Origin of the sequence: Paraclostridium dentum, from assembly GCF_012922555.1 — a bacterium.
Taxonomy (GTDB): domain Bacteria; phylum Bacillota; class Clostridia; order Peptostreptococcales; family Peptostreptococcaceae; genus Paraclostridium; species Paraclostridium dentum.
The window spans coordinates 457,740-479,788 of record NZ_WIPK01000001.1; the positions used below are offsets into that span (position 1 = coordinate 457,740).

At 27.2% G+C, this 22,049-nt stretch carries 29 protein-coding genes; 23 read left to right on the forward strand and 6 right to left on the reverse strand.

Translation table 11 applies throughout. From position 1 onward, the window contains the following. The first annotated feature begins 108 nt into the window (after positions 1-108). From asnB to GFJ41_RS02135, 9 genes are all read left to right on the forward strand, one after another. Positions 109-1,947 carry an asparagine synthase (glutamine-hydrolyzing) gene (asnB, locus tag GFJ41_RS02095; protein ID WP_035118786.1) on the forward strand — a complete coding sequence of 613 codons (1,839 nt, stop codon included), beginning with the start codon at positions 109-111 and terminating at the stop codon, positions 1,945-1,947. A 19-nt stretch (positions 1,948-1,966) separates the two neighbouring features. Beyond that, a complete protein-coding gene (locus tag GFJ41_RS02100) occupies positions 1,967-2,656 on the forward strand; it encodes a response regulator transcription factor (protein ID WP_052169323.1) in 690 nt (229 codons plus the stop codon). A gap of 2 nt (positions 2,657-2,658) precedes the next feature. Further along, positions 2,659-4,113: a HAMP domain-containing sensor histidine kinase gene (locus GFJ41_RS02105; RefSeq protein ID WP_035118782.1), complete on the forward strand. Its 1,455-nt coding sequence runs from the start codon at positions 2,659-2,661 to the stop codon at positions 4,111-4,113. A 13-nt stretch (positions 4,114-4,126) separates the two neighbouring features. Beyond that, positions 4,127-5,266 (forward strand): YncE family protein, encoded by a 1,140-nt coding sequence (locus GFJ41_RS02110; RefSeq protein ID WP_035118779.1) that lies wholly within the window; start codon positions 4,127-4,129, stop codon positions 5,264-5,266. A 146-nt stretch (positions 5,267-5,412) separates the two neighbouring features. Next, a complete protein-coding gene (locus GFJ41_RS02115; RefSeq protein WP_035118776.1) occupies positions 5,413-5,988 on the forward strand; it encodes a TVP38/TMEM64 family protein in 576 nt (191 codons plus the stop codon). A gap of 84 nt (positions 5,989-6,072) precedes the next feature. After that, a complete protein-coding gene (locus tag GFJ41_RS02120; protein WP_035118774.1) occupies positions 6,073-6,921 on the forward strand; it encodes a DUF4438 domain-containing protein in 849 nt (282 codons plus the stop codon). Positions 6,922-7,064: 143 nt separating this feature from the next. Then, a complete protein-coding gene (gene tpx / locus GFJ41_RS02125; protein WP_035118772.1) occupies positions 7,065-7,550 on the forward strand; it encodes a thiol peroxidase in 486 nt (161 codons plus the stop codon). A 129-nt stretch (positions 7,551-7,679) separates the two neighbouring features. After that, positions 7,680-8,555: a hypothetical protein gene (locus tag GFJ41_RS02130; protein ID WP_035118837.1), complete on the forward strand. Its 876-nt coding sequence runs from the start codon at positions 7,680-7,682 to the stop codon at positions 8,553-8,555. 176 nt (positions 8,556-8,731) lie between these two features. Next, a complete protein-coding gene (locus GFJ41_RS02135; protein WP_035118770.1) occupies positions 8,732-9,703 on the forward strand; it encodes a DUF2804 family protein in 972 nt (323 codons plus the stop codon). 67 nt (positions 9,704-9,770) lie between these two features. On the opposite strand, the gene GFJ41_RS02140 is transcribed toward GFJ41_RS02135, so the two are convergent. From GFJ41_RS02140 to GFJ41_RS02150, 3 genes are all read right to left on the reverse strand, one after another. Next, positions 9,771-10,835 carry a 4Fe-4S dicluster domain-containing protein gene (locus tag GFJ41_RS02140; protein WP_170074468.1) on the reverse strand — a complete coding sequence of 355 codons (1,065 nt, stop codon included), beginning with the start codon at positions 10,833-10,835 and terminating at the stop codon, positions 9,771-9,773. A gap of 207 nt (positions 10,836-11,042) precedes the next feature. Then, a complete protein-coding gene (locus GFJ41_RS02145) occupies positions 11,043-11,225 on the reverse strand; it encodes a hypothetical protein (RefSeq protein ID WP_170074469.1) in 183 nt (60 codons plus the stop codon). Between the two features lie 336 nt (positions 11,226-11,561). Further along, the gene (locus GFJ41_RS02150) at positions 11,562-13,076 is read right to left on the reverse strand and encodes a recombinase family protein (RefSeq protein WP_170074470.1); all 1,515 of its coding nucleotides are present in this window, start codon (positions 13,074-13,076) and stop codon (positions 11,562-11,564) included. Positions 13,077-13,300: 224 nt separating this feature from the next. Here GFJ41_RS02150 and GFJ41_RS02155 point away from each other — a divergent pair, with 224 nt between their 5' ends. Beyond that, positions 13,301-14,668 (forward strand): SNIPE associated domain-containing protein, encoded by a 1,368-nt coding sequence (locus GFJ41_RS02155; protein ID WP_170074471.1) that lies wholly within the window; start codon positions 13,301-13,303, stop codon positions 14,666-14,668. A gap of 227 nt (positions 14,669-14,895) precedes the next feature. Here GFJ41_RS02155 and GFJ41_RS02160 read toward each other — a convergent pair whose 3' ends face one another. After that, complete coding sequence (locus GFJ41_RS02160) at positions 14,896-15,372, reverse strand: ImmA/IrrE family metallo-endopeptidase (RefSeq protein ID WP_170074472.1); 477 nt, start codon at positions 15,370-15,372, stop codon at positions 14,896-14,898. A 16-nt stretch (positions 15,373-15,388) separates the two neighbouring features. Further along, positions 15,389-15,853, reverse strand: a complete 465-nt coding sequence (locus GFJ41_RS02165) for a helix-turn-helix domain-containing protein (protein WP_206001484.1) — start codon at positions 15,851-15,853, stop codon at positions 15,389-15,391. 155 nt (positions 15,854-16,008) lie between these two features. Between GFJ41_RS02165 and GFJ41_RS02170 the strand changes: the two genes are divergently transcribed. From GFJ41_RS02170 to GFJ41_RS02220, 12 genes are all read left to right on the forward strand, one after another. Next, positions 16,009-16,221 carry a DUF739 family protein gene (locus tag GFJ41_RS02170; RefSeq protein WP_170074473.1) on the forward strand — a complete coding sequence of 71 codons (213 nt, stop codon included), beginning with the start codon at positions 16,009-16,011 and terminating at the stop codon, positions 16,219-16,221. A gap of 27 nt (positions 16,222-16,248) precedes the next feature. Continuing rightward, the gene (locus GFJ41_RS02175; RefSeq protein WP_170074474.1) at positions 16,249-16,488 is read left to right on the forward strand and encodes a hypothetical protein; all 240 of its coding nucleotides are present in this window, start codon (positions 16,249-16,251) and stop codon (positions 16,486-16,488) included. Between the two features lie 3 nt (positions 16,489-16,491). Further along, positions 16,492-16,995 (forward strand): ORF6C domain-containing protein, encoded by a 504-nt coding sequence (locus GFJ41_RS02180; RefSeq protein ID WP_170074475.1) that lies wholly within the window; start codon positions 16,492-16,494, stop codon positions 16,993-16,995. Positions 16,996-17,039: 44 nt separating this feature from the next. Beyond that, positions 17,040-17,225, forward strand: coding sequence for a hypothetical protein (locus GFJ41_RS02185; protein WP_035118896.1), 186 nt, complete (start codon positions 17,040-17,042; stop codon positions 17,223-17,225). A gap of 38 nt (positions 17,226-17,263) precedes the next feature. Beyond that, complete coding sequence (locus GFJ41_RS18815) at positions 17,264-17,389, forward strand: hypothetical protein (protein WP_264318543.1); 126 nt, start codon at positions 17,264-17,266, stop codon at positions 17,387-17,389. Positions 17,390-17,399: 10 nt separating this feature from the next. Further along, on the forward strand, positions 17,400-17,642 hold the full coding sequence (locus GFJ41_RS02190; protein WP_170074476.1) for a hypothetical protein: 243 nt from the start codon (positions 17,400-17,402) through the stop codon (positions 17,640-17,642). A 133-nt stretch (positions 17,643-17,775) separates the two neighbouring features. Next, entirely contained in the window at positions 17,776-18,666 is an 891-nt protein-coding gene (locus tag GFJ41_RS02195) for a phage replisome organizer N-terminal domain-containing protein (RefSeq protein ID WP_170074477.1), read from the forward strand. Between the two features lie 41 nt (positions 18,667-18,707). Beyond that, positions 18,708-18,935: a hypothetical protein gene (locus GFJ41_RS02200; RefSeq protein ID WP_170074478.1), complete on the forward strand. Its 228-nt coding sequence runs from the start codon at positions 18,708-18,710 to the stop codon at positions 18,933-18,935. Between the two features lie 128 nt (positions 18,936-19,063). Continuing rightward, positions 19,064-19,234: a hypothetical protein gene (locus GFJ41_RS02205; RefSeq protein WP_170074479.1), complete on the forward strand. Its 171-nt coding sequence runs from the start codon at positions 19,064-19,066 to the stop codon at positions 19,232-19,234. Then, positions 19,227-19,742: a dUTP diphosphatase gene (locus GFJ41_RS02210; RefSeq protein ID WP_170074480.1), complete on the forward strand. Its 516-nt coding sequence runs from the start codon at positions 19,227-19,229 to the stop codon at positions 19,740-19,742. The genes GFJ41_RS02205 and GFJ41_RS02210 overlap by 8 nt, the downstream gene beginning before the upstream one ends. 1 nt (position 19,743) lies before the next feature. After that, the gene (locus GFJ41_RS02215) at positions 19,744-19,908 is read left to right on the forward strand and encodes a hypothetical protein (RefSeq protein ID WP_170074481.1); all 165 of its coding nucleotides are present in this window, start codon (positions 19,744-19,746) and stop codon (positions 19,906-19,908) included. A 40-nt stretch (positions 19,909-19,948) separates the two neighbouring features. After that, positions 19,949-20,425, forward strand: a complete 477-nt coding sequence (locus GFJ41_RS02220; RefSeq protein WP_170074482.1) for a hypothetical protein — start codon at positions 19,949-19,951, stop codon at positions 20,423-20,425. An 81-nt stretch (positions 20,426-20,506) separates the two neighbouring features. Here the strand turns inward: GFJ41_RS02220 and GFJ41_RS02225 are convergent, their stop codons facing one another. Continuing rightward, complete coding sequence (locus GFJ41_RS02225; RefSeq protein ID WP_170074483.1) at positions 20,507-20,962, reverse strand: hypothetical protein; 456 nt, start codon at positions 20,960-20,962, stop codon at positions 20,507-20,509. Positions 20,963-21,564: 602 nt separating this feature from the next. On the opposite strand from GFJ41_RS02225, the gene GFJ41_RS02230 reads away from it, so the two are divergent. After that, on the forward strand, positions 21,565-22,029 hold the full coding sequence (locus tag GFJ41_RS02230; protein WP_170074484.1) for a hypothetical protein: 465 nt from the start codon (positions 21,565-21,567) through the stop codon (positions 22,027-22,029). Positions 22,030-22,049 lie beyond the last annotated feature (20 nt).

The window sequence follows — 22,049 nt, forward strand, 5'->3', positions numbered from 1 at the left end:
GTTTTGTTACATATGCGTAATCAATTTGTTACAGGGGTATGATAAAATATGTAAAATAGGCAGGAAAAAGTAGGAATAATTTGTATTTATGACAGAAGGAGAAATTTTATGTGTGGACACGTTTTTTTATATAGTAAAAAAGGAAATGTTGATGAGGCTTTATTAAGCGAATTAACTGAAAAAATTAATCATAGAGGACCTGATGATACAGGATTATTTGTAAAAGATAATGTAGGGTTTGGATTTAAAAGACTTAGTATAATTGATTTATCTCATGGACATCAACCATTTAGTAAAAAAGAGAGTACGATAATATTTAACGGGGAAATCTATAACCATGAAGAGTTAAGAGATGAACTTATAGCTAAAGGGCATGAGTTTAAAACAGGATCAGATACAGAAGTATTACTTACTTCTTATTTAGAATATGGAAAATCAGCTGTTAAAGATTTTAGAGGAATGTTTGCATTTGTAATTTATGATGAGAACACAAATACTATATTTGGGGCTAGAGATCATTTTGGTATAAAGCCATTATACTACACTGAAAATGATGAATATATAGCATTTTCATCAGAATATAAAGCTTTAATGCCAATAGTAAATGAAAAAAATGTAGATGATAAAAGCTTACAAAACTATTTGTCATTCCAATATGTTCCAAGATATAATACTATGATGGAAGGAATCAAAAAAGTACCTAATGGAACTTGTTTTACAATTGAAAATAATCAAATAAGATTTGAAAAATATTTTGAACCTAGATTTACAAATGAAAAAGAAGTTACAAAAGAAGATATATACAATATATTAGACGATTCTGTAAAGCATCATATGATATCTAATGTTGAAGTTGGAACTTTTTTATCAGGTGGAATAGACTCAACTATAATTGCTGCATTAGCATCAAAAATAAATCCTAAAATAAAATCTTTCTCTGTAGGATTTGAAGTAGACGGATACAATGAATTAAGTGTTGCAAAGAAAAGTGCAGATGCATTAGGAATTGAAAACATACAAATAAGAGTAACTCAAGAAGATTATATAAAAGCACTTCCTAAAGTAATCTACAGTTTAGATGATCCATTAGCAGATCCATCATGTGTTGGAATATACTTCTTATCAAAAGAGGCTAGAAAACATGTAACTGTAGTATTATCTGGAGAAGGAGCTGATGAGTTCTTTGCAGGTTACAATATATACAAAGAATATGAAGCTGTTAAGCCATTTTTAGGATTATCTAAAGGTTTAAACCAAACTTTAAATAAAATATTTACAAAAATGCCAGAACTAAGAGGTAAAAACTACTTAGTTAGAGCAACTACACCTTTAGAAAAAAGATATATAGGAAATGCTAAAATATTTGAAAATAATGAAGTAAAGAGTATAATAAATAAGTATGATGATAATAACACATATAGTAAAGTAGTTAGAGATTTATATAGAGATTGCAAAAGAAAAAGTTATGACTATGTAACAACTATGCAAGATATAGATATAAATACATGGTTAGAAGGCGATATTTTACTAAAAGGTGATAAAATGTCAATGGCATCATCTATAGAACTTAGAGTACCATTTTTAGATAAAGAAGTATTTGAAGTTGCTAGACATTTAAGATTAGATCAAAAAATAAGCAATAAGAATACAAAAGTTTTACTAAGAGAAGCATTTAAAGATGTAGTACCTCAACATATGGTAGAAAAGAAAAAACTAGGATTCCCAACACCTATAAGAGTGTGGTTAAAAGATGATTTAGGTAAATATGTAAGAAATATAATAACTGAATCAAAAACGGATGATCTTATAAATAAAGAGTATGCTATAGGTTTATTAGATGAACATATAAAAGGAAGTAAAGATAACTCAAGAAAAGTTTGGACAATATTTGTATTCTGTTTATGGCACCAAATATTTATAGAAGGAAAAAATATAGATTCTTTATAAACGAAAGAAGGATGTAGATATGAAGAAGATATTAATAGTTGAAGATGAAGAAAATATATCGGATATACTATCTTATTCTCTAAGAAAAGAAGGTTATGAAACTAAAATAGCAGATACAGGAAAATCTGCTATTGAACTTGTTTCGAGTTTCAGACCAAACTTAATTATATTAGATTTAATGCTCCCAGATATGAATGGACTTGATATCTGTAAGAATGTAACAACTAATTTCTCCATACCTATAATAATGTTGACTGCGAAGTCAGATACTATAGATAAAGTTTTAGGCTTAGAATTAGGAGCGGATGATTATATAACTAAGCCGTTTAATATAAGAGAAGTAGTTGCAAGAGTTAAGTCTATATTTAGAAGAATAAGCTTATTAGAAGACAATATTAAATCAGATATAGAAGTTGTTAAATTAGCAAATGGCTTAGAAATAAATAAAAAAGAAATGAAAGTTAGATTAGATAATGAAATTATTCATTTAACAAGTAAAGAATACGAACTTCTTTTATATTTTGTGGAGAACATAAACACAGTACTAAACAGGGCTCAATTACTAGATAATATATGGGGTATAGACTTTGAATGTGAAAGCAGAACCGTAGATACTCATATACAAAGGCTTAGAAAAAAACTAGGTGATTACAATTGTATAGAAACTGTAATTGGAGCGGGGTATAAGTTATCTGGACAAAAAATATAAATATGAAAAACTCCATAACCAACAAAATAATGTTGTTTTTCTTAGTTATAATCTTTTTTGTTATATTTTCTATAGTTATTTATAGCAACTCAGTACTTAATAATGTAGTAGAATATTTAATTGATAATGAAATTAAAGATACAACTAAAAGTATTAATTTATATTTACATCAGTATTTTAGATTTAATAAAATGGAATTTAATAAAATTTCATTTGCGTCAAAAAGTAGTTCAATTTCAAGAGATTTGACTTATAGATTAGATAAAACTGTTTATATTTACAATGATATGGGAGGACTACTATATCCAAGAACAGAAAAATATAAACAACTAAAAAGAACTAAAGATATGGAAAATGCATTAAATGGAGAACTATCATATACAATTGAGTATAAAGACGATAAGGCTTTAGTATATGTATCATATCCTATTTTTAGAGAAGATAAACTTATAGGTATGATAAGATTTGCAAATGATTATACACCTTTATTTAATAAAACTAAATTATTTATAAATAAAACATTGATTTTTTCTGTGATGATTTTTGCGGTAAGTATGATTATTGCATATATTATATCAAAGCAAATAACATCTCCAATAAAAAATTTAGCAAATAAAACTAAAGAAGTTACAGATGGTAATTTTGATGTAAATATAGATATAAGTTCTAGTGATGAGTTAGGAATGCTTGCATCTGATTTTAATAATATGATTGAGACAATAAATACTCAGATAAAAACTATAGAAGAAGATCGAGATAATTTAAGGGAGTTATCAGAAAAACAAAAGAAATTTTTTGATAATGTAACTCATGAACTTAAAACTCCTATGACAACTATAATTGGATATAGTGAGATTATAAAAGACAACCAATTTACAGATGAAGAGTTTTTTAATAAAGGAATAAATAGAATCATATCTGAGGCCAATAGATTAAATAGAATGATTGTACAATTACTTGATATATCTAAAAATAGTAATAAAAACTTTGATTATGAATTAAAAAAGATAGATTTATCTAAAATAATAGTAAGTATGTGTGAAGACATGACTCATAAAGCTAAAAAATATAATATGAGTATAAACATCAATGTTGGAAAAAATATAAAAATAATTGCAAATGAAGATAAAATTAAAGAAATTATAATAAATTTACTTGATAATGCTATTAAATATGGAAAAGTTAATTCAGACATATTTGTGAACGCGTATATAGAAGGTAAATTTGCAAATATATCAGTTATAGATTCAGGAGAAGGTATTGAAGAAAAGGAACTTGAAAATATATTATCTCCTTTTTATAGAGTATCTAAAAGTGAAACTAGAGAATTAGGCAGTACTGGATTAGGACTTGCTATTGTCAAGTCAATAGTTGATAGTTATAATGGGAAAATCGACATTAAAAGCGAGGTTAATAAAGGAACTGCGGTTTCTATAAAACTTCCTACAATAAGTTAAGGAGAACTATATAATGCTAAAGAATATAAAGCAAGATATAAAGAATATAATACTTTTACTTTTTATTGTAGGGATACTTTCGCTTATTGTATATGTAAGTGTATATGAGAATAAAGAATATAGCAAAAATGTAAAATTAGATGGAAAAACTTATGATTACAATGAAAGTAACTATAAAAATAAAGATGAAAGTATAAAATTAGACTCTGTTATACCTATAGATGACTATATTCTAGACTTAGAATTCAATGAGGATAACTTGCTAGCTATAAGTAATTATACAGACAACAACAAATCTGGAATAAACATATATGAAATAAATCCTGATGATGAAAGTATTTTAAATGTAAAAACCTTAAATGATGGTGCTTTTACTATGTATAATTTGGAGAGTATGTCTCCATCAAAGGAAATACTAGCATATAATACAGCTGAACATGAAAAGAATGATAAATATAAAGACTTAAAGAGTGTGTTATATAATTTAAAAGACGATAGTTATATTACCTTACCTTACTATTTTGATTTATTAGGCTGGGTACCAGATAGCAGTGGTTTTTATGGTTATAAAAATGGCGAATTATTTTCATATGACATAAATGAAGAAAAAATTATTAAAACTTATGAACTTAAAAAGAGTGATTATGTAAATAAAATTTTATTTTCCCAAGATGGAACAAAGCTTTATATGCTAAATGTAAATAAAAATAAAATTGATATATATGATTTGAAAAACAATTCAGTATCTAAAATTGATGATATAAAATTTATATCTGACTTTGATGTTATAGACGATACACATTTATTAATTGAAGGAACTAATGCAGACAAGAAAGATGTATATATATATGATACTGAGCATAAGTCTAAAAAAATAATAAATGGAGTACATTTAGATGAAATGTATTTAAGTAAAGATAAAAGCAAACTGGTAACTGTATATTATACGGGTAATAATGAAAGTACTATAGATGTATATGAACTAGGTATGTATAGTGAGAATGTAGATGTATATAAACTAGGCAGCATACCTATGATAAAAGGAATACCGTATATAGCAATAAGTGATAACAACAAGTTAGCATATTCTATAGAAGGTAATAAATTCGGTGAAAGCGAAATATATACATATAGTATATCGAGTAAAAAATGACAACTCATAAGAGTTGTCATTTTTGTTATATTTACATTACAATTAAGTAATAAATATTGATATAAAAAAACAATAGGAGTAAAATAGTATTAAATTAAAGGCAGACAACAAATAGAATTTGCTTATAGATTTAAGGAGAATAGAGTATGGAACATATAGAGACATTATTTACATTAGCTAGAGACAACTTTATTTTAGTTTTTATAGTAGGGACATTTGCAAGTTTTTTAGAAAGTTTTATTCCTGCATTGCCACTAATGGGGATAGTAGTTGCAAATAGTGTTATGATGGGATGGGTATTTGGACTTTTAGGTTCAGTATTAGGATCTTGTACAGGCACATATTTACTATTTTTATTATCAAATAAATTTAGCCATATAAAAATATTTGAAAGAATAGAAAATAATAAAGTTGATAGGGCTATAAACTGGGTAAAACACCAGGGATTTGCTACATTATTTATTGCGTATTCTTGTCCGTTTATACCTGGATGCTTGGTTACTATAGCTTGCGGGGTTTCAAATAAGAGTAGCGAAAGTTTTGTACCAGCTATGATAAGTGGTAGGATATTAATGTTTTTAATTGCAAGTTATATAGGTAATGATTTAGTAGGATTTATACATAGTCCTATGAGAATTATATTTGTAACAGCATTAACTATTATATCATTCTTAGTTGGAAGAAAAATAAATACAAGAATTGAAGCTAAACATCATAATTAACATAAATTAAAAAATTCTCTAATAGTATATTATTAGAGAATTTTTAATTTTCTTAAATATTATTAAAAATATAGGGGGAATTTTATGTTGAAAACAAATAAAGATAAAGTTGTAAAATGGTCAGTTCAAGGGAAAATACATCATCCACTAGCTTTAAGCTATAGAGTAACCCATGAAGGAAAACCTGTTATATTGCCTTCGACAGGAGGAATTTCATACAATGTAAAGATAGGGGATTGTGTTTATGGTTTAGCAGGAGATCATGTTGAACCAGGAGTTTCTATTAGAAATGAAGATGTAAGAGAGAGCAATGCACTTATGACGTTTGCATGTATAGGAAATGAGGCTAAGGTTGTAAGTGGAGAAGCCAAAGGTGCAAAAGGATATGTTACAGGTATGCATGGTGGAATAGAACATGTACTTGTACACTTTGATGAAGAAACTTTGGAAAACTTAGCTATAGATGATAAAATTATGGTCAAAGCATATGGTCAAGGTTTAAAATTAGAAGGGTTTGATGATATACATATAATGAGTATAGATCCAAACTTATTTGAAAAGCTAGGAATAATAGAAAAAGATGGTAAAATACAAGTTCCAGTTGTTGCAAAAGTTCCACCATACTTAATGGGATCAGGAATAGGTTCAAGTAGTGCTTATACTGGAGATTATGATATAATGACTGCTGACTTTGATGAAATAAAAAGACTTGGACTTGATAAGTTGAAATTTGGAGATTTAGTTTTATTAGAAGACTGCGATAATACATATGGAAGGGGATATTTAAAAGGAGCAGTTAGCATAGGTGTAATTGTCCATAGTGATTGTGTAACGCTTGGTCATGGTCCTGGAGTTACTACTATAATGGTTAGCAAAATGCCTATAATTGAAGGAATTATAGACGAAAATGCAAATATATCTAAACATATATAAATAAAAAATTAACTATAATCATTATTGTTTAATAACAATTTGAGCGGGTATAAAAGAGTATAAGAAATTATGCTCTTTTATTTTGCATAATATTTGAATTAAAGACAAAAATAAAATTGAAAGATAATTAGGAGGATATATATATGAAAGTTACATTTAGTGGAGCACCATTAACATTAGAAGGAAATCAAGTTAAAGTAGGAGATGTAGCACCTGATTTTACAGTAGTAGGAAATGATTTAAGTCCTATAAAGTTTAGTGAAACAAAGGGTAAAAAAATATTAGTAGCAGTTCCATCAATAGATACTCCAGTGTGTGATATAGAAGTTAGAAAGTTTAATCAAGAAGCTGCAAAGTTAAATGATGTTAAAGTATTTACTATATCAATGGATTTACCATTTGCACAAGCTAGATGGTGCGGAAATGCAGGAATTGAAAATGTTGTTACTGCATCAGACTATAAGGATAGAGAATTCTCTAAAGCTTATGGTTTATATATAAAAGAATTAGGGCTTGTATCAAGAGCTGTTATAGTTGTAGATGAAGACAATAAAGTAGTATATACAGAGTACTTAGAAGAAATAACAAATGAGCCTAACTATGAAAAAGCAATAGAAGCTGTTAAGTAATAATAAAAAGATGTCTCAAAAAAAGTTTTTGAGACATCTTTTTTTAATATTAAGAAGGAAAAAGAGTGTACTTTATCAAAGTATATATAATCTTTGTTTTTAATTGAAATATTAGGGGGGATATATTTGGTGGAAGAATTTGATATAAATGGAGCTTTGATAAAATTTCCTGAAGAAAAAGTAAGATATAATTCTATTAGAAAAGAATTTTTAAATCAAGCAACTGAGTATAAATGCAAATTGAAAAAAGAATTGTCTAAAGATTACACATCAAAAGATATAAATGAAGTTGGAGTAAAACTCTATGAAGAGTATATAGATAATTGCATAAAAAAAGGCGTAGAAATAGTTGTTAACTATGAAATTATAACTATTGACACTAACCTTTTCAAAAAGAACTATTGCCTAAAATATCTAACATACTCTAAAAAATCTAAAAACTTATCAAAAGATTATTTAATACAAAATAAAAATAAAAAAATAAGCTTGGCACAAAAATCAATGGAAGATAAAAAGTTAATAAATATATTAGCAGATAATTTATTTGAAGATTGTTTTAAAATACATTATGCAGTAATTGATGCTCTCTTAGATAATGGGGTAGATATAGTATCTAGTTATATAGAAGAAGAAAATATAATAAAGGCAAATGCGCTATTTAATAATTATAAAGATGGATTTATAGATAAAACTAATGAAAGCTATGTTATAAAACAAATAATTGCTCTAAACCCGTATAGAAAAGACATATATGAATTTTTTATAAAAGAAGATGGTGATTTTAATAGTGAAATAGAAAGATTAACTAAGTTTTTAGGTTATGATGTAAAAAAATATAAAGAATATTTAATGAATAAATATGTAGAAAATATAGAAGAAAATCATGGTTGTGACATTGAAATTGAAAAAGAAAAAATTGAAAAATATGCAAAATATATAGGGTACGATAAAAAGGAAATTTATTGTGCTAGAGTAGAAGCGTTGTATATTTACAAAAATGCATAATAAAAAGAGGCCTTAAAAAGTTAGTATGATAATATACTAACTTTTTAAGGAGCCTCTTTTTTGCATATAGCCATATAAATTGACTGAACTAAGATAAATTTTATTTATAGTGTAACTTTTTTAAAAAAGAATAATATACTAACTTAATAACTATATTTATATAAAGGGGGAATGGCATGAGGCGAGTAAGAGATAACAAATCTATATGTAATAACAATGGATTTTTAAATGAGTATGCTATTGGATGGAATGATATACCATTTAAAGATTGTTCTATAAATCAAAGCTTTCTAAAGAAAAAGAAATGGAATCAATATGTTTGGATAGGGAAAAATTTTATATTTAACTTTGTAATATCAGATTTAGGACATTGTTCAATTATACATGCAGACTTTTATAATTTAAAAGATGATATAAAAATAAGTAAAATATATAGACATCCTATAATTAAATATATTGTGATTGATGATAAAATAAACTCATATGCACATTACAAAGGGAAACGCAAATTTATAAATATATTAAGAAGCTCAGGTTACTTAAATCTGGATTTAAAAATAGATAATTTTGATATTACCTCAACTATATACTTAGATTATGAATCATTAAATGTACTTATTCCATGGGATGTAGAACATTTTCATTATACATCAAAGCATATGAACTTAATAACTAAAGGTATATTAAGAATAGGAAATCAGCAGTATGATTTAAGTGATTCAAGATGTTTTATAGATTACGGTAGAGGTGTTTTAAAACGACAGTGTGATAGAGAATGGCTAACTAGCTACTTTACAAATGAAGAGCATGAACATATATCTATAAACTTAGGAACAGAGTACACTGATTATACAGGTGTAAATGAAAATGCATTAAAGATTGATGACAAGATATATAAATTTGATAGTGATGTTGATTTCAATTACAACAACGATGGAACTATAGATATAAAATCAACTATAGATGATGAAATAAATTTAAAATTTAAACCTATAATTAGTGATATAAAGCCTGATAATATAAAAGTATTTAAATATAAGTTAAAACAAATTGTAGGATATTTAAGTGGATATGTAATGTATAAAGATAAGAAAATTAATTTCAATAATGAAATAGGGTGGTGTGAAAATCATTTTGCTAAGTGGTGAAGATATTAAAGAATTCAATTATATAGCCGTCTAATAATATGTTAAAATATTATTTAGACGGCTGAAATTATCTCATCCAACTTGGATTTCCAGGTACAAATGGTCTTTTACCAAATTTTTTAGTATATTCCTGAAGCACCTCTTTTATAGCAGGTAAGTTATCTTTAAATGTATCTATATTTTTTATGCTTTCTAATTGCTGAGAAAATGGACAAACAGCAATGCATATTCCACAGTCAGTTCCTAGGTATCTCCACTTTATATAACATGACTCGGCATCTATTTTCCAATTATAAACCCCATCAAACTCTTTAGACGACTCATTAGATAAAGAAGTAGAAGGGCAGTTATAAGAACATTTTTTGCATACACTACAAAAATCATCTAAACCAAAATCCATAGGTGAATCTTCATCTAAATCTAAATCTGTAGTTACAACTCCAAGTCTTACACAAGAACCATATTCCTTAGTAGTAAGAATTGTACTCCTTCCAATACAACCAAGACCTGCATCTTTAGCTATTAAAACAGGCATTAAAAGGTAGTTTGAATCCATATGATTTCTAGCATCATATCCTAAATTTCTTATATAGTAACTAAGAATCATACCTATAACTGAAACATCTACATAAGCTTTACTTGTTTCAACCACTTCAGCTAGCATAGGACCTCTATTTATCATATCCTTTTCCATTGGAACTGCAAAAACTATAGCATATTTATGATTAAGATCTACTTTTTTTCCGTAAACATCTTCATGTCTACCTCTATGAGTGTAAAAATGATAATCTTTAAGTTTTGTAATTCCAACTAATTTAGCTCCGTAATGTGAAGCAAAACCTTTAATACGCTTAGTTATAACTTTTTTATTAACTTCGATTTTTGTATCGCTAACTTGTCCTTCACAGAGGTGTTTAATATCTGATAAAAATTCAAATGCAGAAGACGCCATAGGAGAATTAACTTCATTGTATGTCATAGTACCTTCTCCGCAAAGTTCTGGTCTAGACCTAATACTATCATCTATAGCCTTTTTATCTGGATTTTTTTCATAATAATCATTATAAGCAGGTGAGTTCCTTTCATAGCTAGCCCTTGAAAATATAAGATCTCTTTCATCAACTCTATTCATAATATTCCCCCTATCCCTATAATAAAATTATATACTATCTTAATTAAAAAAGGGAAAAGATTATCTTTAAAAAGACAAGCTTTTCCCTTAGAAGGTATTCGCCTATAATAAATAGGAGTAGAATTATTATAGTAAGGTCGAATCCAATATATACTAATAATAGTATATATTAAAGTATATTAAATTATTACTATTTATGTTACTAAATTATTTTATATTTTTGATACTTTCATTAGCAAAACTTGTATCAACTATTTTTTCATAAGGAGCTTTTTTATCAAGTTCATTAGCTTCTTCCATTACATTCATTAAAAGATTTAAACTGTCTTCTTTTAATACAGGGTCAGAAGACCACGCATCTATAGATTTATATCTTTCAACTACTGACACTAAATCTTTTTTCTCGAAATCTGTAAAGAAAGGTTCTATAGCTGTAGCTACTTCTTCAGCTGTATGATTTTTAACCCATATTTGACCTTTATAAACTGCATTTGTAAATCTTTGGATTACTTCTTTATTATTCTTTATATAATCTTTAGGTGCAGAATAAGCAGTGTAAGGAATAAGTCCAGATTCTTCACCAATAGAAGCTACTACATAGCCCTTACCTTGCTTTTCTATTTCAGAAGCAGCAGGTTCAAATAATGCAACATAATCACCTTCACCACCGGCAAATGAACCTGATAAAACGTTGAATTGGTTATCAGTTCTATGATGACAGTTATTTTAATCTAGTTTTGGATTTATTACAATATCTAATTTTGACTTTTTAGAACCTGGTTCTTTATAGTAATCAATATAATCTATAACAGATCTTAATAAATCGTTTCTTTCGCTCATTAAATCAGTTTTATAGTAAAGATCAAGTACATCTTCAACAGAAGGTATAATATCGTCTATTGATACATTTACCTTTTGTTCTTTAGCTATATCCTTTTTTACTGATTCAATATTAAATTTATTAGTTTCAATTTTATCAGTTAAAGTTTTTGATCTATCTAAATAAGTATCAACATCATATATTCCTTGTTCTAATAAGTTATGTAGATTTTCTTTTTGCTTAACTAAAGTTTCATATTCAGAATTAAGGTTTTTAAGCAATTTACTATAAGCATCTAAATTAGAATTAGAATTCTCAATTGAAGGTATGTTTTTAAAATTAGTTTTATAAACTTTCACCCATTCCCTAAGTTGTTTTATTACTTCTTCTTCAACTATGTAAAGTTTGGATCCTCTATTCATTCCGCAATTAGTGCATCTAATAAATTTCTCATAAACATTTTTAGAAGTAGAACTTCTAGCTAGCATTTTATGACCGCAACAACGACAAATAATCAGACCGGCAAGTGGATTAGTTATTTCTTTAAATACAGGAGTCGGTAAAATTGCATTTCCTTTCAAGACACGCTGAGCTTTATTCCAAAGATCTTCACTTATTATAGGACCATGGAGCCCTTTGGATTCTATAATTTCATCTTGACTTCTTGGTTTAGAAGATGTTTTTGTTCTTTCAATTTTATTCCAAACCACATAGCCTGCATAAGTTTTATTTTTTATTATATCCCGTACACCTTTTTCATACCATGAACGACCTGTAGTTGTTTTTAAACCTAAAGAGTTGAGATGATTAGCAACTTTAGATGCTCCATTTCCATCAGTATATAACTTAAAAATAAGTTTAACTACATTAGCTTTTTCTTCATCTATAACCATTGACTTTTTGCCATTTTCGTCAAATATAAACTTGTAACCATAAGGAGGTTTAGAAGCTATAAACTTGCCCTCTTCAACGCTTTTTATCCTACCTCTTTGCATACGTCTAGTTATTAATTTAAGCTCCTTACGGGCCATAAATGCTTCGAATTCAGAATACTCTTCATCAAATTCATTAGTTAAATCATAAGTTTTTCTAGGAGTTATAATTTTAGTTTTAGATTTTTTAAATGTTTCGAGTATAAGGCCTTGGTCCTGCATGTTACCTCTACCAAGTCTATCTATATCCATAACTAAAACAGAATCATAGAAGTTATTCTTTACTTCTTCTAAAAGTTCTAACATTTTAGGTCTATAAGCAATGCTTTCACCAGATACTAGTTCTTCCTTTATTTCTACTATATTTAAATTTTGTTCTTTTGCTACTTTTAGAAGAGTAGACCTATGTCTGCTTAACGTTTCAAATTCACCTTGTTTTTCGGCTTCCTCATCTGAACGAGATTTTCTTAAGTAAATACAAGTTTTCAAGATAATGCCCCCTTTTTTATATGTGTAAATATAATATTATATTAAAATATATGTTAGTAAATCGCAATGATTAATCGAAAATATGTTCTCTTTAAAGGAGTATTAACTTACGGTTCTTTATTTTATAACTACATAATAATACTTAATATATGACAAAATTTGACAAAATGCAGAAACAAAGTATGATAGAATGTTTTATGCTAATATGAAGGAGGAATAATATTATGGGCATATTTGATTTTTTTAAAGTTAATCAATATAAGAAAGAGATAGATAGGCTACAATTTGAAGTAGAAAGTTTACAAAGAAATAATGAAAGTTTAAATAATGATATTTCTAATATGAAATTAACAAAAGAGGAACTTGAATATCTAAATTTAAAAGAAGAAATAGTGCATAATAAAGAAGAAATAAAAAAACAAGAAGTTATAAAAAATGAAACTATAAATGAAATAGACAGTTTAAAATCAAATGCGGGTAATCTACAAAAAGAGATTAATCTATTGAAAGATGAGTTAGAAATAAACTCTTATGGGTTTTATGAACCTAAATATGGGTTTGAAAACTCATTAGGTTATAAGAACAAACTAGAAGAGATAAGAAAAAAACAAAAGGAACTTGTTAAGGCTAAATTAGCAACTCATCATCGATTAGATTGGAACATAAATGATGATAAAAAGAAAGGTAAAGAGTTTATATTAGATACTATTAAATTACTTTTAAGAGCATTTAATAATGAATGTGACAATATAATATCAAAAGTTAAATTTAATAATATAGATGCTTCTAAGAAGAAATTAGAAAAAGTTTTTGAAGATTTAAATAAGCTTACAGATATGCAAGATGTTTCTATAAAACACGCTTACCTTGATTTAAAAATAGAAGAAATGTACCTTAAATATGAGTACGAATGTAAAGTACAAGATGAAAAAGAAGAACAAAGATTAATTAAAGAGCGTATGAGAGAAGAAGCAAAAGCATTAAAAGAATTAGAAGCGGCTATGAAGAAAATCGAGAAGGAGCAAACCCATTTTAATAATGCTATATCTGATTTAAAGGTTAAAATATCAACATCTAATGATGAAGAAAAAGAAAAGCTTTTAAATAAACTTAAAGAACTAGAAGATAATTTAATTGAAATAGAAAAAGTTAAGCAAGATATTGCGAATAGAGAAAAAAATACTAGAGCAGGCTATGTTTACATAATATCTAATATAGGTTCATTTGGTGAAGATGTGTATAAAATAGGTATGACTAGAAGACTTGAACCTATGGATAGAGTTAGAGAATTAGGAGATGCATCGGTTCCTTTTAAATTTGATGTTCATGCTATGATATTTAGTGAGGATGCTCCTTCTCTAGAACATGCATTGCATAAGAAGTTTGAAAATAGAAGTGTCAATAAAATAAATTTAAGAAAAGAGTTCTTCAATGTATCCCTTGAAGAAATAGAAAAAGAGGTCAATATGAATCATAATGCAGTTATTGAATTTACTAAAATAGCTGAAGCTGTTGAGTATAGAAAATCATTAGCATTGGAGAACAAGGACAATATAAATAAATCAGAATTTATCTGTAGTACTAATATTTAGAGACTCAGTCATGTGGAAAGAAATAGTTTGGATTTTACATATTAAGAAGAAAAAGAAAGTAAAGATTTTATAATAAACGAGTAGAGTAGGTATAATAATTATTTAAAATCACAAACAAATTTAGTTGCTAAAAATAAGCGGATAGATTATAGAGTATTATTTAAACCAGCTACTTATTATATTAATAATAAAATAAAAAAGATGTAGGATAACAACTACATCTTTTTTTATTTTATATCTATTAATTCAATAATTCTAAATGTTGGATAAAATGATATGTTATAATTATCTATTTGAGTAGATACCCCATATTTACTCTTATAGCACTCCAAGGTTTCATCTAAAAAGGATATAGTTACATTTAAAAATTCAGCCATTTCTTCTTTAGACCTGCAACGATTTTTCCATGCATTAATAAGACCATTCAATCCAATTAACTTATCATACGAAAATAACCTAGCTTTATATTCTTGCTTTGAGTTTGATATATCATTTAAATCTAATATATTTCCATAGCTTGTATAGTGGTGAGACAGTTCTTCAGCCAATACACATGCTTTTTCTTTAGTTGTAGTTAATCTATTTTTATTAATAGCAATTTTACCATCATAGTATAAACCATCAGAATTAGATTTAAGACCGACCTCTTTTAAAATTATATTATTTTCATATGCCTCTTGTTGTAACTCCTCATATATATTCACATAATTCACCTAGCTTTTACCAATTGTCCATATCTTCTATATCTTGCATAACTTTATCCATTTCACCATGCTCAGTTAAGTGATCGTTATGAGCGGCGATTGTTTTTATATTAGAGGCTAATGGATCTTTTATGTAAGACGGAATAAGAGTTAACTCAGAAACTCTTTTAATTGCTTCATTTTTTCCGATTTCATTAAGTTTATTGAAACTATTTAAAAACTTACGTTCTTTGATGGATATTGTATCCGTAGTTTTATTAATTTCTTTTTTTATATCGACTTCTTCCCAACCCATTAGAATTGAGGGGGATATATTTAAAGCTTTAGATAAAGAAACTATATTATCTCTTCTCATATTTTCGATCATTCCAGTTTCCCATTTTCTGACGGTGCTTTTACCTACTCCTACTAACTTACCTAACTCTTCATAGGTTAATCCAAGCTCTTGCCTTCTTAATTTTATTAAGTCTTTGATTTCCAAGAACTCCACATCCTTTCAAGAGTAAATTATATAGAAAAAGTGTCTTTTATGCAACAAAAATAAAAATATTTCTTCGAAAAGTGTCTTTTAAGTGTTGACAGTGTAAAAAAATGGATATATACTTAAAGTGTCTTAAAGGACACGGAGGTGAAATGATGAATGTGAATCTTTTAAAATCAAAAATAGTATTGAAAGGTAAAAAAATACCTAACATAGCAAATGATTTAGGGATTAGTAGAACTTCATTGTATAGAAAGTTAAATGGGAAGAGTGAATTTACAAGAAGTGAAATTGCTAGATTGATAGGAATACTAGATTTAAAAAAAGAAAATGCTATAGAAATTTTTTTTGACGACTTAGTGTCTTAAAAGACACTAAAGGAGGAGGTATAAAGAATGAATGAAACAATTAAGATGAACAATGGTGAAGCTTTAACAATGACAAGTTTAGAAGTTGTTGAATTGATAAATGACTTCAGGAAAGAAGAAGGAAATGAAATAGTTAAAAGACATGATGATTTTATAAGAAGTATAAGAAAAGAACTTGAAACACTTAAAAAAGTAGGGATTACTAACGACCGAAATTTTACGGTGGCTAAATATAAAGATACAAAAGGCGAAGAAAGACCATGCTAAAAAATGAATAAATCAGGAATAATGCAAATGTTAAATAAGGAAAGTGCATTAGTTAGATATAAAACACAACAGTACATAGAATCTTTAGAAAATAAATTAAAAGAATCATTAAAACCATTAACCTCTATGGAATTATTAAAACTACAATACAAGGCATTAGAAGAACAAGATCAAAAAATAGAAGAAGTAAAAGAAGATTTAAAAGATTTTAAAGAGTATATACCGCTTTTTACAGTTGAGTGTGAGGAAATATCAAAATCTGTCAAGAGAGTAGGGACTAAAGTTCTTGGTGGACATGGAAGTAAAGCATATAACAACAAATCAGTAAGAGCAAAGGTATATAGCGATATACATAGACAATTAAAAAGAGAGTTCGATGTTAACAGTTATAAAGCTATAAAGAGAAAATACTTAAGTGATGCACTTGATATAGTAGATGACTATAACTTAACAATAGCATTAAAAGAACAGATTAATATGTTAAATGAACAAGTATCATTTGCATAGGACAATTTTAGAGGAACATATAATTTATAAAGGGGATGATTAGTTTGAAAAGAGGTATCTTTAAAACAGAAACAGAGAGAGCAACAATAACTATTGTACCTCCACATATTAGATTAGGAAGAGAACAAACGCAAGAAGAAATAGATGAAATATTACAACAGATAAATTTAGTAAATTATAGGATTGCTTCAAGATTATATAAAGAAGGAAAACTAGCTACTAACAAATAGTAGCTATATATATAAATTTGGGACAAGGAGATAAATAAATGAATATGAATAAAACTTTATTTGAATTAACTATAGGAGATTGTATAGAACTTTATAATAAGAAAAATTGGTTTTTAGTTTATGCAGATGGGCAGTTTGCAGGAATGGGACTTGAGAGAAAGTAGGTGATTGATAATGAGTCCTAATGAAAACATAAAAGAGTTATTAAAAAACATGTTAAGTATAAAAAAAGAAATGCAAATCTTAGAAAACTCAATAAAAGGAGCTACAAAGCTTAAGGATTTGAATTATGAAGAAACTGATTTTGAAGATTTAATATTAGAAGAATTGAATGAAGCTGAATTAGAATCTCAAACAGCACAAATATACCAAGAACCAATAAGCGGCGAAACTTATGGAATAGGTCCTTGGCAATAAAAAGAATTACTAGGAGAATAACATATTATGAACGAAGTTGCAATACTATCTCAGTATGAAAAATTTATAAAGTATTTAGATGCAAAAGTAATAGCAGATACAAAGTCAATGTCAAAAGAAGAAGGGGAGATATATGGCTAATAAAAAATACTACTGGCTAAAGCTAAAAGAAGATTTCTTTGAAGAAGATGCAATAAGCTGGATTGAGGAGCAGGAAAACGGAAAAGATTACTGTTTATTTTACTTGAAGCTATGCTTAAAATCGTTAAAGACTAATGGATTACTAATAAGAAATGTAGGAAGTATGCTAGTCCCATATGACATAAAAACACTAGCTAGAGTTACTAATACTGAGGCAGATACAGTTAGAGTTGCTATGGAACTTTTTAAAAGAATTGGACTAGTTCAGATATTAGAAAATGGAGAAATCTATATAGCTGAACTTCAAAATATGGTTGGAAGTGAAACTTCAAAAGCTCAATTAATGAGAAATAAAAGGAAAAAAGATAAAAAGGTAATTGAAAGTGGTAACAATGTTACCTTGATGTTACCCGACAGTTACTTAAATGAGGAAAATCGTTACACAGAGATAGAGAAAGAGATAGATATAGATATAGATATAGAACAACAACATATAGATGAGGTTGTTGTTGATAACGAAATAGAAAGAAGCTTAGTTATTGTTGAATTAAAAAAAGCTTATAACCAACTTGCAGATAAAGACATAAAAAAAATAGCTGATACGTTATCAGATAAAAGGGGGAACTATGACCTAGACTATCTAAAAGAAAAGATTGCTCTTTCTAAGAGCCAGTCTAATATTAGAAACCTGGTTGGATTTCTTGTAAAGGCAATAAATAAAGATTTTACTAATGAAAGTATAACCAACTCTGATAAAAATAATTCAGACAGAAAGCAAAATTCTAAAGTTCATAATTTTATCGGTAGTGATGGTTATAGCAAGTATTCTGAGGAAGAGCTTGAAAGAATGATACTAGAAAATCAAAAACATAAATTTAAATAGTGAGGGTTAATATCTCCTGGAAATTAAAAGGGGGAATAAAAATGAATTGCACAAACTCATGTGATTTTGAATTAACAGATAATTATATGGCTTTGTTAGCTTGTATATTAAATCCAAAATTAAGTATAGGAAAAGCTGTAAAATATATAACTTTAGAAGATGTAAAAGATAAAAATGGTGGGGAATATAGACAACCGAGTAAAGTGATACAGAGTCAGAAGTATAGAGTCAAGGTAATAGATGAAGTTGAAAACAAAGAATATGATTAACAGATTGCTGCGAGTTTTTAAATATAAGAAGAGCAGATATAACAACTTATATAAAGCTTAATAGAAGGTTTAAAAAGAGATACAGAATAATAGGTTTAGATCCTATAAGAAAAGTTATTAGAAAGCCTTTGATAGTTGAAGATACTATAAATAATAAAACTATGGAGTTTGAAAGTTTAAATAAGGCATGTAAATATTTAGGATCTACTAGACATGCAGTAAATGAAGTTATAGCAGATGGTAGATTATTTAGAAAAAGATACAAAATTACATATAAAGAGGGGGGGAGTAATGAGTAAAGTCATTGATTTAAACTATGTAAAAAAAGAACAAAAAAGCTTTATAGAACATTTAAAAAGTGTTGAAGGGATAAATTATCAAGACGATGAATTTCAAGTGCCTATGTGGCTTACATTAGCTCTGCTTAGTGAGTTAATAGAGGTACTTAATGAAACTAAAATACATAAATGGTGGGACAGGCTTCCAGTTGATCAAGAAAAGTTAACAGAAGAGTTATCGGACCTATTAAGCCATATAGGAAACTTAGCAAATGAATTAGATGCAGACTTAATAGTAACTGTTGATGAAGTACAAACAACTAGCTTAGAAAGACAGTTTATATATTTAGCTTATAAGATAACAACATTGCCCTGGAAAAAGATGTTTGGAAGACATAAGTTAGATACTTTAGTAACTAAATATGTAGAACTTGTATATTCATTAGGATTAGATATGGATCAGATAAAAGAAGCTTACTTTAAGAAGATGGACAAGAATTATCTAAATCCTAAGTTTATGGAGAGTTGATATGAAAAAAGAAACTACTATAACAAGTATAAAAGATACATTCTTTAAGGCAAGTGATGACAAAACATATCCCAATTATATGGCATTAGAACAGTGTATATGTGGAAAAGAGATAAACGGAGAAATAAGGTATCCAATTAGCCCAGATAAGGTAATGAATGCCTGAGGAATAAAAGGTAGAGAAGAATAGGGGGAGGGAGTAGCAGATGAAAATAAAATTACCATTTGTTTTAAGGAGTACTTATGAAAGAGAAACTAATGAGTTAGTTTCAGATATAAAGGTTTTAGAAGGTGTAAAAGATGCATCTGATAAAAAGATAGAAAGTTTAAAGTCAGATTTACAAGAACTTAAAGATTTAAGTTACTTGACAGTTAGAGAGAAATATAGAGAGATTGAGGAATTAAAACTAGAGCTAGAAAAAAGAGACAAGCAAATCAAAGGTATGGAATGGTGCATCCAGGAGAGAGACAAAGAACTAGATAAGGTAAAAGCATTTAATATGGATCTATACAAGAAAGTTGAGTTAGCAGGTGAAATGTATAGACAGTTTAAAGATAAAGTTGATAAGGCTTGTGAGATTGAGTTTGTAACTAGAACTATTACGCATGAAGATATTAGGAAGTTTATGAAAGTAGAAGATATAATCCATCTATACAATCTGGTAGGTATTGCAGGCAAATAGTTATGATTGGATATTACAGATGATAATTAAATTATAAATAAAATTAGATATGTAAGACATAAAAAATAGTAAAGCGGGATTTTATTTTCCCGCTCCACCTATAATCTGTCTAAGCTTATTTGAGCTGTCATAACCTGAAGAAAATGAAACAATAGCATCAATTAAATTATCAGCATCTTTAGTTTCAAAATATGCTTTTAGCCTACTTAAAGAAATTTTATAATAATTTAATATGGATTGCATAGATAGAATTACATCATTATCTCTTTGAGGAAGTTTTGATGTTTCAGCAGTTAAAGTGTTAATTGCTACTTCTATAAATTTAATATCCTTTTCAACTTTATCTTCTTTATAGTTTCCGGTAGCTACATATTTAATTAGAAGGTACATATTATTATCAATCAATTCTAGGTCTTTAATCAATCGATTGCTAATCGGAACAGGAGCAGAAACATTACAAGCATTAGAAAAACTTATAGTGCTTGTAAATAAAATTAAAGTTATAGCAAAAACAATACTTAGATTTTTCCAAGACATAAAGTCACATCCTTTTTAAAAGTAGTATATGTAGAAATAAGTAAATTATAGGATTAAATTATTATATATGATAAGAAAATGTAGATTAATGAATATTAAAATAAATAATAAAAAAGCGGTAAATTATTTCGACGTTTCATATATTATATTTCTTAAATTAGTTAAAGAATAATAACCTGTTGAAATAAGTAATAGCATTTGTAAAATTATAAGAATCATTGGGCTTTAAGTAATTATCTATAGATACTAGAATTAATAAAATTATAGAAAATATCACACTTAATTTTTTAAAAAACATATATACACATCCTTTCTCGAATAGTATGTGTAGTATTAATAAACTATAGTGATGTAAAATTTAACAAAAGAAATACAGTGGAGAATTAGATTTGCAAAAGATAAGAAGGCTAGAAAAAACTTAGCCTTTATCGGTAAAAATTCATATACATAATATTTATAATTGAGTCAATTGTATTATGTACAGTTTTAAAAATAAATATTCAAAAAATTAGGAGATTTTTATAAAAGTTAACTGTGGAAGTTTTAGGAGTTAATTAAGGATGTAGGAGGATACAAACATAAGAGTTTGGAGGAAATTAATTATGAACATAAAAAAAGATTTTGCAGAAAAAACAAAAGAATATCTAGAAGATTTAAGAAAAAAAATAAACAGAAAAAATATGATAAGTGATGAAATAAAGCTATTAAAAGAAAGACAAAGTTTAAATGGAGGAATTAATTTTAGTGAACTAGGCATAAGAAGTCAACCAGGAACTAAAGATATAAGCGATATGATAATAAGCTATGACACTCAAATTACATCAAAAGAAGTTCAAATAGATAGGATAGACCACGATATAAGAATGTATGAACTATATTCTAGAGAATTAGATAGTATTGAGAAAAAAATATTAAACTTAAGATACTTAGATAATAAGAAAAAAAAATCATTTGCAAGTATATCAGAGAAAGTAAAATATTCTAAGAGTTCAGTTGCTAACATTCATGATAGTGCAATAGATAAACTAGCATTTTATATATATGGAGAAGATTCAATATATTTTTAGTGGAAATTTAATGGAAAAAA